Annotated in this window: 13 protein-coding genes; 6 read left to right on the top strand and 7 right to left on the bottom strand. The window is 39.8% G+C overall.

The window, feature by feature from the left end; translation table 11 throughout:
- Positions 1-102: 102 nt before the first annotated feature.
- Positions 103-723, bottom strand: a complete 621-nt coding sequence (locus AC27E9_RS11990) for a glutathione S-transferase family protein (RefSeq protein WP_487130475.1) — start codon at positions 721-723, stop codon at positions 103-105.
- Between the two features lie 156 nt (positions 724-879).
- Here AC27E9_RS11990 and AC27E9_RS11985 point away from each other — a divergent pair, with 156 nt between their 5' ends.
- Positions 880-1767 carry a LysR family transcriptional regulator gene (locus AC27E9_RS11985; RefSeq protein WP_487130473.1) on the top strand — a complete coding sequence of 296 codons (888 nt, stop codon included), beginning with the start codon at positions 880-882 and terminating at the stop codon, positions 1765-1767.
- An 82-nt stretch (positions 1768-1849) separates the two neighbouring features.
- Here the strand turns inward: AC27E9_RS11985 and AC27E9_RS11980 are convergent, their stop codons facing one another.
- Together AC27E9_RS11980 and sbcD are read right to left on the bottom strand one after the other, a co-directional pair.
- A complete protein-coding gene (locus AC27E9_RS11980) occupies positions 1850-5800 on the bottom strand; it encodes an AAA family ATPase (protein ID WP_487130472.1) in 3951 nt (1316 codons plus the stop codon).
- Positions 5797-7113, bottom strand: coding sequence for an exonuclease subunit SbcD (gene sbcD, locus AC27E9_RS11975; RefSeq protein ID WP_487130470.1), 1317 nt, complete (start codon positions 7111-7113; stop codon positions 5797-5799). Before sbcD ends, AC27E9_RS11980 begins: the two co-directional genes overlap by 4 nt.
- Positions 7114-7318: 205 nt before the next feature.
- Here sbcD and AC27E9_RS11970 point away from each other — a divergent pair, with 205 nt between their 5' ends.
- Entirely contained in the window at positions 7319-7687 is a 369-nt protein-coding gene (locus tag AC27E9_RS11970) for a VOC family protein (protein ID WP_487130468.1), read from the top strand.
- 133 nt (positions 7688-7820) lie between these two features.
- Here the strand turns inward: AC27E9_RS11970 and AC27E9_RS11965 are convergent, their stop codons facing one another.
- The 4 genes from AC27E9_RS11965 to AC27E9_RS11950 all read right to left on the bottom strand — a co-directional run bounded on the left by AC27E9_RS11965 (position 7821) and on the right by AC27E9_RS11950 (position 15359).
- Complete coding sequence (locus AC27E9_RS11965; RefSeq protein WP_487130466.1) at positions 7821-10169, bottom strand: alkaline phosphatase D family protein; 2349 nt, start codon at positions 10167-10169, stop codon at positions 7821-7823.
- Positions 10170-10312: 143 nt separating this feature from the next.
- The gene (locus AC27E9_RS11960) at positions 10313-11947 is read right to left on the bottom strand and encodes an FGGY-family carbohydrate kinase (protein WP_487130464.1); all 1635 of its coding nucleotides are present in this window, start codon (positions 11945-11947) and stop codon (positions 10313-10315) included.
- Positions 11948-11949: 2 nt separating this feature from the next.
- Positions 11950-13731: a glycerol-3-phosphate dehydrogenase/oxidase gene (locus AC27E9_RS11955; protein WP_487130463.1), complete on the bottom strand. Its 1782-nt coding sequence runs from the start codon at positions 13729-13731 to the stop codon at positions 11950-11952.
- 35 nt (positions 13732-13766) lie between these two features.
- Positions 13767-15359 carry an FAD-binding oxidoreductase gene (locus tag AC27E9_RS11950; protein ID WP_487130461.1) on the bottom strand — a complete coding sequence of 531 codons (1593 nt, stop codon included), beginning with the start codon at positions 15357-15359 and terminating at the stop codon, positions 13767-13769.
- A gap of 150 nt (positions 15360-15509) precedes the next feature.
- On the opposite strand from AC27E9_RS11950, the gene AC27E9_RS11945 reads away from it, so the two are divergent.
- The 4 genes from AC27E9_RS11945 to AC27E9_RS11930 all read left to right on the top strand — a co-directional run bounded on the left by AC27E9_RS11945 (position 15510) and on the right by AC27E9_RS11930 (position 18571).
- Positions 15510-16604 carry an AraC family transcriptional regulator gene (locus AC27E9_RS11945; protein WP_487130459.1) on the top strand — a complete coding sequence of 365 codons (1095 nt, stop codon included), beginning with the start codon at positions 15510-15512 and terminating at the stop codon, positions 16602-16604.
- A gap of 286 nt (positions 16605-16890) precedes the next feature.
- A complete protein-coding gene (locus tag AC27E9_RS11940) occupies positions 16891-17316 on the top strand; it encodes a hypothetical protein (protein WP_487130457.1) in 426 nt (141 codons plus the stop codon).
- Positions 17313-17510, top strand: a complete 198-nt coding sequence (locus AC27E9_RS11935; RefSeq protein WP_487130455.1) for a helix-turn-helix transcriptional regulator — start codon at positions 17313-17315, stop codon at positions 17508-17510. Before AC27E9_RS11940 ends, AC27E9_RS11935 begins: the two co-directional genes overlap by 4 nt.
- A gap of 263 nt (positions 17511-17773) precedes the next feature.
- Positions 17774-18571, top strand: coding sequence for a 3-hydroxybutyrate dehydrogenase (locus AC27E9_RS11930; RefSeq protein ID WP_487130453.1), 798 nt, complete (start codon positions 17774-17776; stop codon positions 18569-18571).
- Positions 18572-18605 lie beyond the last annotated feature (34 nt).

The raw sequence follows: 18605 nt of genomic DNA, 5'->3' as shown, positions 1-18605 counted from the left end.
ACCTCGTAACTCTTCAATATTTAAGTATTTTTTACTATAGAAAATTAGCTCGCTTATATAGCATGGTGTACAAATAAACTTTATAAGCAAGCAATATCGGCATTAAGCAATTAAGCCCACTTTTGTGACAGGCATAGGTTTAAAGCGAGCTAGGCCCTCAATATTCGACAATAAACGCCTTACATTTGGAAATTCGGCTAGCGATACTCCTCCTTCAGGCGCATGAGCTGTGTAGCTGTATATCGCAATATCAGCGATACTCGGTTTTTCACCGACAAGAAAATTTTTATTTTCTAAGTGCTTATTAAGTTTAGTTAATACTTTTGTTGCCGTTGCTCTGGCGAACTCAGCATCAAGCGGCGCATTAAACACATTAATTAAACGTGCCGCTGCAGGGCCAAAAGCTAGCTCACCGGCAGCCATCGTTAAATATTTTTGAACTTCGGCTTCTTGGGCCGGGTGTTTAGGTAAGAAAGAAGGAGCATATTTACGCGCTAAATAAACAAGTATTGCATTTGAATCCGTTACAACGGTTTCATCGTCTTGAATTGCCGGCACTTGCCCATCAGGGTTAATGGCCAAATAGGCGGGTTGTTTATGTTCACCTTCAGCAAGCTTAACGTTAATCACCTCATGAGCGATCCCCGCTAAACTAGCGAATAATTCAACACGATGTGCATGACCTGATAACGGGAAGCTGTAGATACGGATTGCGTTTGACATGGTTTTATCCTCAAAAAATTAGGTTGTTTTGTGTTCGGATAAAAATATAGTACGACCACAAGGAAGAGACAATAACCACAATTATGGAATCTTTATGTACAATATAAAGATAATAAATAAAAACCTTAAAGAAAGAGCTCATAGAGAAATAACATTATGGATACTATTAAATGTATGAATGCATTTGTCGCTGTGGCTTCACAAAATTCATTCACTAAAGGTGCAAAACAGCTTGGAATAAGCACTAAATTGATCAGTAAATATGTACAACAGCTGGAAGAACGTTTAGGAGCGCAATTATTTAACCGAACAACACGCAGCGTGACATTAACAGAGATTGGCCGAGCATACGTTGAGCGATGTATTCCGTTATTAGATCAATTTGATGAACTCGAAGGCTTAGTTCAAACGCGACAATCAAAGTTAGCGGGCCCAATAAGAATTACAGCACCAACAGGTTTTGGTGGCAAAGAACTTGTTGAGGTAGTAAAAGGTTTTCAACAAGCGCACCCTGAGGTATACATTGATTTATTTCTTTCAGATCAGCTAGTTCCTATTATTGATGGTGGTTTTGATTTAGCGATACGCTTTGGTGAGCTAAAAGATTCGTCATTAATCGCGAGAAAGCTATTAAATATGCGAGTTGTTGTGGTGGCGTCACCTGAATATTTAGCAAAACATGGTGAGCCCAAACACCCTAACGCTATAGTCACTCATAATTGTTTAACACGATCGGCAATGACAGAGCCTGAACAATGGTCATTCCTAATAGACAAGCAATTGAAAAACTTTCGTGTCAGCGGAAACTTTCGTGCAAACTCGCCGCGAGCCGTTGCACATATGGCGGTGAGCGGTATGGGAATAGGTCGCTGCCCGTTATATACAGTGCAACACTATATAGAAAATGGTCAACTCAACGTTCTGTTTGAAGAAAATGAAGCGTCAACCATAGGCTTACATGCCGTTTATCCGCCAAATCGTCATTTAACGGCACGAATTAGAGCATTTATTGATTATTTAGTTAAAAGTTATGCTAAAAACTAGCCCACGAATATCATGTTAAAATCGTTAAACTAAAGTTTATGGCCACTAATAGATAGCATTAAAATATCGCTGATACTAGTTACTATGTGCCTGTAACTAGTGCGTTATTGATTGCTACATATTTATATTGTTCAGCTAATTCACTAACCCCTAGTCCACTGTGTTTTTTCACTTCAATTTGCACGTCAATACGCTTTTTAAGTGCATCAACGTGGCTGATCACACCAATCATTTTGCCGCTGGCGTTAAGTGAATCTAAGGCTGATAAGGCAATTTCTAATGTATCGTTATCTAAAGTGCCAAAGCCTTCATCAAGAAACAGTGAATCAATACTGGTTTTTGCACTGACTAAATCTGACAGCGCCAACGCTAGTGCTAAGCTAACCAGAAAACTCTCACCACCAGACAAGGTTTTTGTGTCACGCACACTATCAGCCTGCCAAGTATCAAGCACCTCTAACGCTAAGTTGTCACTTTGCTGACGTTGTAATTGATAACGGCCATGTAGTCGATTCAATTGTTGATTAGCTAAGAACACTAAGTGAGATAACGTCAGCCCTTGGGCAAATTTTCTAAACTTAGCACCGTCAGCAGCGCCAATTAAACCATTAAGATGTGATAAATCATCTAATGCTTCGCGCTTATCTTTAATCTCCGCCAACAAATGTTGCTGCTGCTGTTGTTGCTTTTCATTTTGCTCAAGTTGTTGGGTTAATTGCCCTTGGCGCAATTGCAGCTCTTTAAGTGCTTGCTGGCATTTATCTGCTTTCTCTTCAAATGCCGCGAGCTCAATATCAGCCAGGTTTTCTTTACCTGAGAAAATAATCGAGTGAAGGTCACTATCTTCATCAGGAGACTGGTCATCAACTTGCTTTGTAATTTGCTCGTCTATTTTCTCTTCGAAGGCTATTTTTAGGCGTTGTTGTATGTCTTGCTTTTCCTGCTCAAGTTGTGCAAATTGCTGCGTCGCCTGTTTTAATTGACCATTAGCCTGTTGAATTTGTTGCTCAAGGCTAGCTTGCAACTGTTGTAAACTTTGCTTTTGTTCAGGGCTTAAAAGTGCCGCTAAAAAACTCGCTTGATCATCGAAAATACTGGCCGAAAGCTTAGCCAGCCATTGTTGATTTGCTAGTTCTTGTTGTGGTTGTAACTGTATTCTAGCTTCATTATTGCCGGTGATTTGACCATGAATATTCTGCAATTGCTGTTGTTGATCGTTATGAGTCAATTGCAATTGTGCTATTTGTTGTTCAAATTGCTGCTGCTGCTTCTTTAATTGCTCTCTAACTTTTTGTGCATCTTGCTCAGCAAATAATGCTTGTCGCTGCTGTTTAATATCATCCAATTGCTGCTGACATTGCGTTAGCTCTGCCAATAGATTACTAACATGTAATTGTAATTGTTGGCTCTGACTATTTGCTACCGCTAGTTGCTGCTGTGTTTGTTGCAGTGCCTCTTTATCATTACTAAGTGCCTGTAAAGCTTGTTGGTATTGGGCAATATCTTGTTCTAATTTTTGCATCCAATGCTCGGTTTCAGCCTGTGCGTGCTCTACATTTATCTCAACTGTGCTTTCAGTTGTGGCTAATAACGAAAATAAAGCAAAGTTTTCGGGTAAATTAATATTGGCAGTACTGATCTCGGTAGAAAACATTCGCCCTTGCTCAACAAGATAACTCTGCTTTTCAGTAATTGTTGTTTGTAATTGAGTTAGCTCAAGATTTAGCTGTGTAAACTGCACCGTTTGCGTTTGTATTTTTCCTTCTAAATTCAACACCACCTTTTCTTGGTTTGAAAGCAATTGCCCCTGTTGTTGATACGCTTGTTTTAAGGTTTGAATTTGCTGGTTGAGATCAGTTAATTGTTGAAATTGTTGTTGATGGCTTAATAGTACCTGCTCAATTTGCGCATACTCTGCTAGCTCACAACTTAATTGCAACAACGGTTGTTGTTGCTGCCACATTACTTGCAGTTGAGCTTGTTCTTGAATTTTCGCCTGCTTTGCTTCACTTTGAAAACTCATTTTATTTTCAAGCGCTTTGTGTTGCACTCTTAACTCTGAGCCCTGCTTTTCAATATCGGCAAAAAATTGCTTTAATTGTGCTAAACGTAATTGTTGCTCGCTATTGTTGCTGCCAGCATTCGCTGACTCTGCACTTAACGCCTGATAGGTATCAATGGCGGGGTGTTGCTTAGAGCCACATAATGGACATGGCTGCTCAGGCATTAATTTATTACGATGTTCACTTAACGACAGTATTAGCTTTTCTTGCTCAACAATAAGCTCAACATCTGCAATTTCCACTTTCAGCTGTTTATATTGCTCCCTCAACGGCGTAATTTGCGCCATGAGTGCAGTCGACTGCTGTTGATCTTGTTGTACACTTCTTTCAATATCAACAAGTTCAGTGACTAAAGCTTGAAAGCGCTGAGCACTATGTTTAATTTGTGCATGCTCAGCTATATTTGACTGCATATTATGCAACTGTTGTGTTAATGCTTGTTCACTTTCACAACCTTGTTGTTTAAGTAAACTCATTATTTCGGCTTCTTTTACACTAAGCATTTGTTGCTGTTGCTGCAGTGAACTTTGCTCTTGCTGTAATTGCGCTTGTGCTTGCGTTAATGCCTCTGAACCGGCCGATTGCTTCGTAAGTAATTGCCTTTGTTGTGCGCTTTGCTCAATAATGGTTTTCTTTTCAGTCAGCAATAGCTGACTAATGTTACGCCATAGTGCTATTTTTTCTGGCAGTGGCGCTAAGTTCGCATGTTGTTCAATAAATGTTTGTGCATCAGCTAAAGATTTTTTTTGTTGTTGTTCGGTATGATTTAATGTCGCTAATTGCTGCTGATCAGCGCTAAGTTCTTTTTCGCTCGCTTGATGCTTTTGCTGCGCCTGCTGCTTGTGCTCCGCTAATTGACTAATTTTGTGATCGAGCGGTAATACCTGCTCAACAATGAGCTGCTCAGTAACCTGCTGTTGCACTAAAAAGTTTTTTTGCGCCGTTAATGATGCCTCTAGTGCCTGTTTTTCGTTATCAAATAATTGCTGACGTTGCTTTAACTCTGCATCAAGCACACCTTGTTGCTGGCTTAGTTGCGATAATTGCCCTGTTAGTTGCGTGAGTTGTTGATAATCAACACGCAACTGCTCTGCGGGCTCGGCACGTGTTAAAGCTTCAAGCTGCTCTTGCTGTGCAAACTGTCGCTCTTTAGCATCAGCTAAATGCGAACTTGCTTGCTGTTGCTGTTGCTTGACTGATTGCTCGTTTACTAAACAAGCTTTAACTTGGTGCCAAAAAGTAAGATGTTGATCTAATGTTTTTTGTTGCTGGTCATTCCCAGAAATGTCGCTCTCAATACTTTGCTGCTGTTCTTTCGAAAGTAGCTGCATACCATCACGCTGAGCTTCAAGTAGTTTTAAATTATTGCTCGCTTCTTTGTGTTGCTCAAAAACCGCTTTCGAAATATCACCATAAATTTCACTACCAGTTAGCTCTTCTAACAAATCAGCACGGTCATTAGCAGGTGCATTTAAAAATGCAGCAAACTCCCCTTGCGACAGCATCATAGATTTTCTAAAACGTGCAAAGTCCAAACCGGTTAAACGAGCAATTTCACTGCGTATATCTGAAACCTTACTGGCAATAACATTAGCCTCACCGGCCTCTATATCGGTAATTTTTGCGAGTTCCGCTGTCGGCTTTTGTAAATTACCTTCAATACTATTTTTTGCTCTGCGTTGGCTCCAAAATGCCCGGTAAGCTTGTCCTTTAACTTCAAATTCAACTTCAGCTAAACAATTTGCCGTATGGCGTGTCATTAATTGGTTTTGTTTGTCTGTGATCGTTAGTCGTGGAGTTTGATGGTAAAGCGCCAAGCACATGGCATCGAGAATGGTGGTTTTACCGGCTCCTGTGGGACCAACAATGGCAAAAAGTGCACTGGTGTCAAATGGCGCTTGGGTAAAATCTATTTTCCAGTGACCTTTAAGCGAATTAATATTTTCAAAGCGTAGCGATAATATTTTCATTTTTCTTGCTCCACTTTCGTTGAGCTTGATAGTTCTTGAGAACCGGACGACACTTCAGGTTCAGACGCTAACTGAGTTTGCTCAGCAATGTTTGAGTACAAGATATTTAATCGTGACTTTCTTACTAATTGTTCTTCTGATTGCCAATCTTCAAGGGCTATACGGGCATCAAATACTTCTTGCACACTCAGTTCACTTAAGGTGATTTTTTTTTCATTATTAGGCATTTTGGCTCGTGCTTTTTTGCTGCGTCGAACCAATAACACGTCAACAGGTAGCTCTTTAATTACTTGCTCGATACGCGCAGTTAAATCTTGCAAGTACTCTGCACTTTCAATTTCAATATCGAGCCAAATTTTTTCTTCTGTTTTGTTATTTAGCTGCCTTTGTTCGTTAACAACATCGGCAATGTCATTCGATAAGTTTTCCAAATTTGTTTTCACCATAGCCAATGGTTGAAAGCATGGCACATCACATAGTTCAACATTGACAAGTTCACCCTGCGAAAATTCAGCGATTACAATGTTTTTTTGCCATTTTACTTCATCAAAACTCAATGCAATGGGTGAGCCGCTATAGCGAATATGTTCACTCTTTGTCACCTTTTGTGGGCGATGAATATGCCCCAACGCAATATAATCCGCGGCCGGAAATTCACTTGCTGGAAAAGCTTCTAATGTACCTATGTAGATATCGCGTACTGACTCTGAGGTTGATGCGCCAATTGTCGTTAAATGCCCTGTGGCAACGATAGGCAAGCGTGACTCTTTACTCCCCTGTTGCTGAGCTAAGTTCTGCGCAAGATCGAATAAATTTTTGTAATGGTTAGAAATAGCCCGCTGTAGTGATTGCTGCTTCTCTTGTGCTGATTGTCCCGCATAGCTTTTAACTATGTCGCGCGGACGAATAAATGGAATAGCACAAATAACGGCTTGTTGCTCTGTTTTTAAACTATTAAGCACAAACACTTGCTCGGCAATATTATCGCTAGCAGCCGAAATCACCCGTGTTGAAAGCTGTTTTACTAATTGCTTTGACTCTGAAAGCATGGCCACCGAATCATGATTGCCAGCTAACACCACCAATTGACAATTAGCTTTATGCAATTTAGCGATAAAATCGTAATACATTTCTCGGGCATAACTTGGCGGTGTACCGGTATCGAAAATATCACCAGCAACTATTATGGCGTCAATCTCATGCTGCTTTGATTGTTCAATCAACCAATCTAGAAACTGCTGATGTTCATTTGCACGACTTTTGCCGTAAAAATGTTGCCCTAAATGCCAGTCAGAAGTGTGAATAATTCGCATAGTTTTTCAGCGCGCCAAAGTCATGAAAGTCAAAGCAAATATTCTACCTAGTCTCTGCTAGGGTTACTACAGAACTTAACAGAAACATCAGCAAAAGTTATATGCGTTATACTGAAACTGGAAAAGATAAATTCTCATAGCGCAATTTTGCTCAAATATTCAAACATTCAGTAAAATTCTCGCAAAAATTTAAAAGGCTATGTTTATGGAAAATCAGATTGTTTGGGTTGATATTCCCGTCATCAATTTATCACGCGCGATAGAGTTTTATAGCGCAATACTTAAAGGTGAAGTGAAATTGGAGGAGTTTGACAACTTTACATTTGGTTTATTACCCCATGCAGAAACCAATGTTTCGGGCTGCTTAGTACCTTCACCACCCGAACAAATTTTCACTTCTGGTCCACTGATTTATTTTAATGTAAATGGTCGACTTGATGATGCAGTTAAACAATCAGAAATGCATGGCGGACGAATGATTGAAGAAAAACTTTCAATGGGGGGACATGGCTTTCGCGTGATTATTCATGATTCAGAAGGCAACCGTATTGCACTGCATAGTAATACGGCTTAATTTCCAACCGGCTTATTTCATAAAGACTTTAACAATAAAAAAGAGCCATTCAATTTGATATTGAACAGCTCTTTCAGTCTTTAATTAAAGTAAATGCAAGTTTTATCTTCTTACATTGATTGTCACCACAAAATTACAATTGCGTTAACATACCTTCGTTAACTTTAAATTTGTATAAGCGTACTTTTGATAAAAAGTTGTCCGCGTCATCGTAGTAATTACGGGTCACGGTATCCATGTTGTGGAATTCACTACCGGTATTGTGGAAGTTCACCAATACGTTTTCGGCATCAACTTCAACAATAGCAACGCCGTGTTCCCACATACGTGAAAATACCATATCGTCAGTAATATCATCTCGTTTAGTAGCCGTGCGTACTAATGGATCAAAGTAAAATGGCAAATCACTTAACGCTGCAGGTACATCACCCAGTTGAGAGAATATTTGATTCATACCATTTTCTAAGAATGAACCAAAAGTACCTGATGAAACCGATGACGTAGTGAAGTTAAACGACCTTTTGCCTGTAACAGCATTCGGCTTATGCTCAGTAACGTAACTGCTATGGATATCACCACCTAAGCTGATAACGCCAAATTGACTCATAACATTATCGACAAAGTTTGATTTAAACTGTGGAACACCGTCCCATTGGTCTGCTTCTAGATAAAAGCGCTGTTTCAGAGGCGCTGGAATAGCATCTGAATTTAATACTCCTTCAAGTAAGCCTAAACCACTATCTGCACGGCTCGCAGATAAATCAAAGATTAATGGCGAGAACGACACGGAGCTACCGAGCATTTTCCATGTACTAGTTGATGTACCAAAGGTTTGCGCTAACCAATTGGTTTGCATATCATCAAACACTTTTTGTGCACTTGTACCTTGCAAATTGGCAACATGCTCACGATAGCCCGCATATATATCGTATGTGTCTTTAACCACTAAGTAACGACTGCCAATAAAACCAAATAGTGACGTTTTACCCAAGGTATAAAACGCTAAACCTTGTGCTACGCCAGCTTCAGGCAATGCTGGTAGCATTTGAATAGGATGCTCTGCCGGTAAGCTTGCTTTTGCACCTGCTAAGACTTGGTTTAAATAACTTGTGGTTAAGTTACCTTGCACAGCAGCAACAGCACGTTGTTGTGCTTGCGCTAAAGCATCAGCTTGGCTCAGCTCTACACGTGCCATTAACTCTTGCATATAAAGGCCAGTAAATACTTCTAAAAATGCTGCCTTATATGGTGCAAAAGGTGCATCATCGATATTCACATAAGGTGACATTTGGCCAACAATTGCATCAACTTGTGCTTGTACCATCCCTGCACCTAATAAAAAGGCACTTAAGGTCGCTTGGTCCATTTCAACTTTCGCTGGGAATGCGTCTTCTGGCAAAATATGATCAGGGCGGTTAGTACGAAAATCTGTCATTGCTAAATGTAAATGTTGACCAAATTGAAAGTCACGATAAATGCGGGTATTTGGGAATAAGTGTTCTTCATTAATACCAATAGCACCCGCTGCTAGGCCTGCTTCTGTGTGAGGTTGTTCGTGATCAATTGGCATAAATTCAAAATAAGCAATTTCAGAATTCTTTTTACGCTCAGTTTGTTTTTCATCACCTGCCCCATCAAGGTATGTGGCTGTATCACCCCAACTATCATCTGAAAATTCATGATCATCCCAAATGGCAATCATAGGGAAGCGCTCATGAACACGTTGTAATAGTTCATCAGTACGGTAAGTTTTATAAAGCTGGCGATAGTTGTCTAAACTATTGGCTGCTTGCGTTTTATTATCGCCTACGCCTATCGTTAACGCGCCTTCACTATCAGTAAATTCGATACTACGTGCGCCACCTGCTGATTGGAATTGCGAATCGCCTGTTGTTTCATAAATATAATCACCTAGATGTACAACAAAATCTAAATCATCGTTATCCAGTAACGATAAGTAATTATTGAAGTAGCGACCAATGTAATCTTGACAAGAAACGTAAGCAAATTTCACTTTACTATCACTATCTGCTGCTGCAGCCGTTTTGGTACGACCGACACGACTTGAGTAGTTGTTACCGCCACTTTGATAAATAAAACGGTAATAATAGTGTTGCCCGGCATTAAGCTCGGTTACACGAATTTTTAAACAATTATCATACGAGGCTAAGGCATCAAATGTTTCTTCTACCACTAAATTGGCAAAGCCTTCGTCACTTGCAACTTGCAGCATTAACGAAGTATCGGCACCAGAGCCATTATCAACTCGGGTCCATAAAATAACTGAGTCAGCTTTCGGGTCGCCCGATACTACGGATTGCGGGAAATATTTGCTGCCATCTAAAATACTCGGTTCAACTGGGCCTGGGTCGACAACTTCATCTTTCTTATCTGAGCTACCACAACCAACTAGGCTTGAGGTAACAACAGCACCAGCACTTACCGCAAGGGTTTTAATAAATTTACGACGGGTATAATTCATATTTAAATCCTTCTTACTCATTATTTAATTGTTGTTATAATTTGTTTATTTACCAGCATGTTAACTTCAATTTATGACAAGTTATCAGTGCCTTATTTCTTTTTGTTATTTTATTGTTTCTACTCTATTTTTATTTCTCGTCACTATTCTGGATAACCAGTAATATTTTTAATATCTTGATAAATAGGTTTTAATTGTTGGTACATTTTTCGATATACCCGCTGATATAATTTGTTATACAGCTGCACATTTGACTGGTTGGGCAAGAATGACTGTTCAATGCGGGTCATAGCATCAACGGCTTGCTGATAATTTTCAAAATAACCACTACCGACTGCAGCATTAATAGCAGCCCCTAAGCCCGATGTTTCAAAGGTATGTGGCCGATGTGCAGGTAAATTAAATATATCTGCGGTCAGCTGCAACGCCGCATCAGATTGCGAACCACCACCTGAGACTATTAAGCGGGTTATTTTACATTTTTGTCGTTTCTCTAAACTTTCTTTTCCTTCACGCAGTGCATAAGCTAGCCCTTCGAGAATTGAGCGATAAATATGAGCACGGGTATGGACATCACCAAAACCAATAATCGCACCTTTTGCCTCCAAATTTTTCAAGCCTGGAGACCAATACGGCTGTAGCATTAAGCCCATTGAGCCTGGTGGCACTTCAGCGACAAGCTGGTCAAACAAACTTTCCGCGCTTACTCCTAATGTTTGCGCTTTTTCAATTTCATTTTGACCAAACTCCTGCTTAAACCAATTCACCATCCAAAAACCGCGATAGATCATCACTTCAGCATTAAAGTTATCAGGGATAGCTGATGGATAAGGCGGAATAAACGCCTGTGGCTCAACATATTTTGCATTATTGGTATTAATTGTCGCGGTAGTGCCATAACTTAAACTGGCCGTATCAGGGCTGATACAACCAGAGCCAAGTACTTCACAAGCCTTGTCCGACGCTGAAGCAATGAGCTTAGTTCCGACTTTTAAACCTGTATGTGCGGCGGCTTGCTCAGTAATTGAGCCCATGACTTCACCGGGTTTAACTAAAGTTGGTAGCATCGAACGTTTTACTGGTAATGCCAACCACTTCCAATCTAAACGGCCGGCCCAGTTTTGTTTTTTATAATCAAATGGCAAATAGCCAACTATGCTGCCAATTGAGTCTTTAAATTGCCCAGTTAATTTATGGGTAAAAAAGCCAGAGAGTAAGAGAAACTTATCCGTATTTTGCCAAACTTTAGGTTCATTCTGCTGTAACCAATTGGCCTGCGATTTGCGGCGAAAATAATCAATCACCTTACTTTGTCCAATAGCGGCAAAGGCTAATCGCCAATACCATGGCATCGCTTTATTTTGCTGACATAAACGCTGATCAAGCCATAAAATAGCTGGGCGCAGCGGTTTTGCATCTTTATCTAAATTAATAACGGTACCGCGTTGTGTGGTTACCGTAACGGCAGTTACTTTTTCTCGATAACCATTGCTAATAACGTCATCTTGCTGCCAAAGCTGTTGACAACACTTACCCAGCATTTGCCAAAAGTAATCTGCTTCCTGCTCGGCCCAACCTGGATTAGTCGAAAAATAGGCCTCAAGTTCAATGCGGCTTTTAGCAACTAAGTCGCCGTTAAGATTAAAAAGTAAGGCGCGAACACTTTGTGTTCCGTTATCTATGGTCAAGATCAAATCATCTTGCAAGTTCGGCAGTTTTCCCTGCGCCACTTTTTCAGCATTATTAATTTTTGTTTGCTTAGCACTTACGTCTGTCATAGTTAATTATTAATCTCTTGAAACTTTTCATCACTTGCTTTGTTACCCATGCTTTCATCAACACTAGGTAAACTATAAGCTCGGTGCCAAATCGCCATATAGCGTGCTATTTCTTGCTGCCACTTGTTATCATTCCAAGATAAATACGGTGCACACAATTGTTTAATTTTCGGCAATAACTCTCGAGCACCTTCAGGTAATACATTACCTATTCGAGTTCGGCGCATAAGCAAATCATCTAAATGCATTACTTGTTCATACTTCGCAGACCAAATAAGTTCCGCCCACAAGTGTTTACTGTAACGTATTGGATTACAAAAGCTATTATCAACAGTTTTAATAAATACGGTATTAAGTTCACCATAACATGCGTTAATTTGTTGTTTAATATCTTCTGCTAATGGTATTACTAGGTGACTTATAGGAGCGGTTAAAACAGTTTGATTGCATGCCATAGCAAATTTACTTTCAAGCTGAGCTTTTAATGCTTGGTTATTTTTATTTTCACACTTAAGCAACTGCTGACAAACCAAACTTAGTACTTGCTCCGCAATAAGTCTAAAAGTTGTTAACTTACCGCCGGTAACAGAGATAACTGCTGATTGCTGTTCAATATGATGCTCGCGCTTTTCTTTTGATGGCTGTGCTGATGGCTCAGAGGTAGTTACCGGCCTGACACCTGCAAAAGTGGAGATAACATCTGTTTCAGTTATTTTGGCGTCTGGGAATTGCTGCGCTACCGCAGCTAACAAGTAATCGAATTCCCTTTGACTTATTTTGGCGTCTTTAGCCATATTTTGCTGATGTTCAACATCAGTAGTACCGACAATAGTAACGTTCTGCCATGGGTAAACTTGCACGGGACGCTTATCTTCTTTATGCCGAATAGAAATAACACTTGCCACTGGTAATCGCCAGCTAGGTAAAATTAAATGACTACCGCGTAATGGCCGCATATGCATTGCTGATTTTTTGCCATCATTTGCGTTGTTAAGGTCTTCACAGCTTGCTTTCAACATTTTTGACCAAGCACCACAGGCATTTATCACAACTTTGGCATTAATGTTGACGGTTGGTTCTTCATCTTCGAACGCTACAGTCACTTTATTGCCGTGGGTATGCGAAGCTAATTCGACAACCTTAGCGTAATTAATTGCTTGTCCGCCTCGTTGTAAAGACTCTTGAATTAAACGTTGAACTAATCGCGCATCTTCAGTGAGGGCATCAAAAAACTGTGTACCGCCTAAAAGCTGCTTTTCATCAACTTGTGGTGCCAAGGCTAAATACGATGATTTTGACCAGAATTTATGTTGTTTAGTGCCAGCAATAAAGTCGTAGCAGGATAATAACTGATTAAAAATCCATGGCCCGGGGAACACTTTTTTATAATGGCTCATGACAAAGCTTTGCTTCGTCACTAACGGTTGGCCTTCTGCTAACAAGCGCTGGCGTTCAATAACAGACTCACGCGTTAAGGCAATTTGCCCTTGTGCCATATAACGCAAGCCACCATGTACCATTTTTGATGAGCGACTTGAACTGCCCCATGCAAAGTCTTTTTGCTCAAGCAGTAATACTTTTAACCCCATTTGGCTAGCAAGTTTCAGAATACCGGCACCGGTAATTCCTCCACCTATAATCACTAGATCCCAACAGTCAACATCAGCGATACTTGCGATGCGTTGTTCTCGGCTTTGCGTGAAATTTTCAGACAAAGCAACGCCACTTGCCGAGTAATTCACCGAGCTTGTGTTATCACTACTTGTTTGTTGACTAATCTTCATTTTTATTTATCGCCGAAAATTACAACTTCAGTAAATTATTCAAGTAAAGTGCCAGGGTTTAGTTGCTGGTTATTATCAAAATGTTCAACCAAATTTTCTAACACTTTCATCCCTAGCTCTCCTTTTTCAACGTGCAGGTATGGTGCATGATCTTTACCTACACCGTGCTGATGGCTAATAGTACCGGCATTGTTAACTATGGTATTGCTGGCCAAATGTTTTAAGGTTTGCCAACGTTTGAGGGTTTCTTGATAGCTGCTGCCATTTCGATAAACATAGGTTGTATAAAGGCTACAACCTTGGCTATAAACATGTGAGAGATGCGTGAAAACATGCACTTTCTCGTTGTCATCCTTTAGACCGTGACGAATTTTATCTTCAACTTGCGCCATTAAGCTATCAACATTGCCCCAATCAGTGGCAGTTTCAAAAGTATCAACCACATAGCCCTGCTGCCACAACGCATCTCGAAGATATGGCGAACGAAAACGATTCGCCTGCCATTTTTTACCTAACATTTCGCCGGTATTTACACCCTTATACTTTTTAACCACCGCGGTTAATTGTTTCTTGCTGGCCGATATTTGTTGTTTACTGCCAGTTAAGCCAAAAGTCAGCATACACTTACCTTCACCGCAGCCACGTAAAGACAAATAACGCTCTAACCATTTAATTTGATTTTCATGTCCAGCCAATTTTAATTGGGTTTGGGTTTCAATGGCATTACTTACCCTTAACATTGATAATCCAATACGTTGCTGGACTGAGTCTTTACAAAATTGGCTAGCTGATTGCCAGTTTGGGAAGAAAATAACTGAGAATTTTTCTGCCTCTGCCACTTTACTGACCCTAACTTTAACTTGAGTTAAAATACCAAAACGCCCTTCCGAGCCTAATAACAGCTCACGTAAATCAGGACCCGCAGAAGATGCTGGAAAGGTAGGTACATCTAATGAACCCGCAAAAGTTTCAATATTACCGCCGGCAAATAGTTGCTCAATTCTGCCATAGCGTAGTGACTGCTGACCACTTGAGCGACTTGCTACCCAGCCGCCGATAGTTGATAGTTCAAAAGATTGCGGGAAATGCCCTAAAGTGTAGCCTCGAGCTAGCAATTGCGCTTCAACCATAGGCCCTGGAGTTCCAGCGCCAAAGGTAGCAATTTGGCTATTTTCATCGAGGTACAGTAGCTGATTCATTCTACTCATATCAACAGTCAATATTGGCCTTTGCGATTGCTTAGGATTAATATGCCCAGCAACGCTAGTGCCACCACCGTATGGAATGAGTTCAACATTATGATTTTTAGCGTAAGCTAGAATAGCTTTAACATCTTGACAGTTCTCCGGAAAACAAACCCCATCAGGAAAACAGCTAATTTCACCACTACGCATCGCTAAGTAGTCAGGTAATGATTGACCTTTGGCATGTCGAACTCGCTCTTCTGCATCGGTGCTAACCAGTGGGTGCTCCGGTAAACGTGAGCTAGGTACAGCTTTGATAACATTTGCTAAAGCACTATCTGTTAATTGTTGCCCTTTGCCTACAACCTGCGACAAAAATGCACCCGCTGATTGCGGTAAATCCATTGAAGTGCTTTCATCACCCCAGCCATTCCAACGTCTCATTTACGCCCCTGCAATTAATTCACTGTTAGTTCACTTTTAATTATGATAAAACGAAGCTAACAGGGACAAAATGTCCTAAAAAGACAGTCAGGGTGACAATTTAGGACAAAAAAAGGGTCAGGTTGGACCTCTATTGACCACAAAAAGCGTATGACAAACAATAAAACATTAATAAACAATTACATAAATAGTAGAACTGATAATCAAGCTGTAAATCTAGATGAAAATTTAGGTCAAGCATCAGTTCCAGCAGTAAACCAGTATCTACAACTTGCCACTGAACAAGCGCTCGATATAGTGCAGATATGTGATGAAATTGGTATAGAACAATCGACATTATTGGATAACAGCAACCACATCACAGGACTGAAATTCCAACAATTAATATCGACGTTAGTTGCTCAATCTAGTGATGAGTTATTTGGCTTGCATACCGCGAAATATGTGCAACCAGGTTCGTATAGTGTTTTAGGCTACATATTGATGAACTGCGAAAATTTGGGGCAAGCAATAACAAAAATTCAACCATTTGAAAAGTTGGTGGGAGATATGGGCACCACCACGTTTGCACAATTAGGTGAGCAAGTTAAAATTAGTTGGCATTGTCAATTTACCGATCCAAAAGTTAAACGACATATGGTTGATAACTGTTTAACGTCTTGGCTAACCTTTGCCCGTTACCTTGTTAGCCAAGACAGTAATCCTAGTGAACTATTACTAACTCGCAAGCAACCAACATTAAGCCAACAAAACGAATATCAAGAAGTATTCAAGTGCCCGGTACATTATGGCCAACAAGAAAATGCAATAATTTTTGATCAAGCATTATTAACATTGCCATTAAATAAAGGTGATCAGCAGCTATTATCAACGCTAGAAAGCCATGCACAGAGTTTAATTTCCAACTTAGATAGTGAAAGTGACTTTGCCAGCCAATTAAGTACTGCAATAGCGCTGTCATTAAAAACAGGTTGTTTTCATCAACAAGAAATAGCTAAAAGTTTTGGTATTAGCGCTAAAACCATGCAACGCCGCTTAGCCGCTGTAGAATTAAATTTCCAAACGGTGCTTGACGAAACTCGATTAGAACTCGCTAAAAAACATCTCAGTGATAACTTATTAAACCTTAACCAAATAAGTGTTGAGTTAGGTTTCACAGAGCCTAGATCTTTCTATCGTTGGTTTAATAAACTTACTCAAAAAACACCAGGTGAATATAGAAAGTCACTTAAAAGCGGTGTTTAAGAAGTTATGGACAATAACGGCATGACAGCTATTTTCTATCGTTGCATTAAGCTATACATAGTTAATTTTTGTAGATCAACTATTTTATTTTTCAAATATTTAGCAGCCTAAAGCTCACTTTTAGATACTTTCAAAAGCAAAGCACATCATTTAAAAGCCCCTAAATGACATCAAGACCAGACTTTAAGTAAAGCATACTTGACATGATTAATTCCATAACTTACATTAATCAATGTAAAGCAAACTTAACTTTTAGTAAAATACAGCAGACATTGGAGAAATAACTATGACTGACAATACGAAAAATAAGCCAACTAAATGGCAACAAGAACATAAGAAAAATACTGCAAAACTTGGGCTTTGGACCACTATTTGGGTATTAACTATGGCACTAACTAACTTTGGTCCAAGGTTCTTATGGGACAACAACCAAACCCTGACGATTATTGCTGTACTATTAAACTTCGCATTAGGCTTAAAAATGGTGTTAGTAAACATTCAGCATATTAAAGGTTTAGATGAAATGCAGCAGCGCATTCAATTAAATGCTATGGGTATTACACTTGGATTAAGCTTAATTGTTGGCTTAACTTATTCGAACTTAGATGTGGTCAACCTGATCAACTTCCATGCGGAAATTTCTCACTTAGTTATATTTATGGGCTTAACTTATTTAACTGCCACATATATTGGTACTAGGAATTACCAATGAAAAATAAACTGAAAGTACTGCGTGCAGAAAGAGATTGGACGCAAGCACAACTGGCCGCGGCCCTTGAAGTTTCTAGACAAACGATAAATGCCATTGAAAAAGGTAAGTTTGATCCAAGTTTACCGCTGGCCTTTAAAGCAGCAAGGTTATTTAAACTCAGCATTGAAGAAATTTTCCAAGATGAAGAGAATTAACACCGAAAAAACTCCTCATTCAACATTTAACTGAGCTAGTTTTCTCATTAACCTAGCTCAGCGTTTCCTTTATAACATTAAGGCTTCACTGCCACCTCAACGCTTAGTCCAATTGCTCGCAACAATTATTAAATTGCAATGGTACTATGGTGCCAAATCAATCATTAACAAGTTGCGGTATTCTTTAATCACTAATTTTTAACAAACTTATACCCGATTATGTCACTAAGTTTGCAGTATTAAATGAAAAGGATCACAAGCAAATGGTAAACACTCAACCACTAGCGGGAAAAGTTGCCCTGATCACCGGTTCCACTAGTGGCATAGGGTTGGCGACAGCTCACGTTCTTGCTGAACAGGGCATAAATTTAGCACTTCACGGGTTGTTAAATGACAGTGACGGTAAAGTGCTAACAAAACAATTCTCAGATAAATATGATATCAATGTGTATTTTAGCAATGCTGATTTACGAGATGCTAAGGCTATCGAATTACTCATCAATGATGCAATTTCAGCACTGGGCAATATAGACATATTGATTAATAACGCTGGTATTCAACACACTGAGCGTGCCGAAAAATTTCCCATTGAAAAGTGGAGCGATATTATTGCCATTAATTTGTCTGCAGCTTTTCATACCATTCAACAATCATTACCTGCGATGCAAAAAAACAATTGGGGCCGAATAATAAATATCGCCTCCGTGCATGGTTTAGTGGGCTCAGTAAATAAGTCAGCTTATTGTGCAGCCAAACACGGTATTGTTGGTCTAACTAAAGTTATTGCCTTAGAAAATGCCGAACAGAATATTACCGTTAACGCGATATGCCCAGGTTGGGTTGATACGCCACTAATAAAGCAGCAAATCATCGATATTGCTGAGCGTGAAACGCTGAGTTTTGAGCAGGCACAGTACAACCTTGTTACCGCTAAACAGCCATTACCTGAAATGATGAAACCACAACAAATCGGCGAATTTATTTTATTTCTTTGCAGTGATAGCGCTCGTGCAATTACCGGTTCATCGCTACCAATGGATGGTGCATGGACCGCACAGTAAGCCACTGAACGGTATCCGTTCATCGCCAATATCT

Source organism: Colwellia meonggei (assembly GCF_057537295.1).
This window is presented reverse-complemented; position numbering and strand designations above follow the sequence as displayed.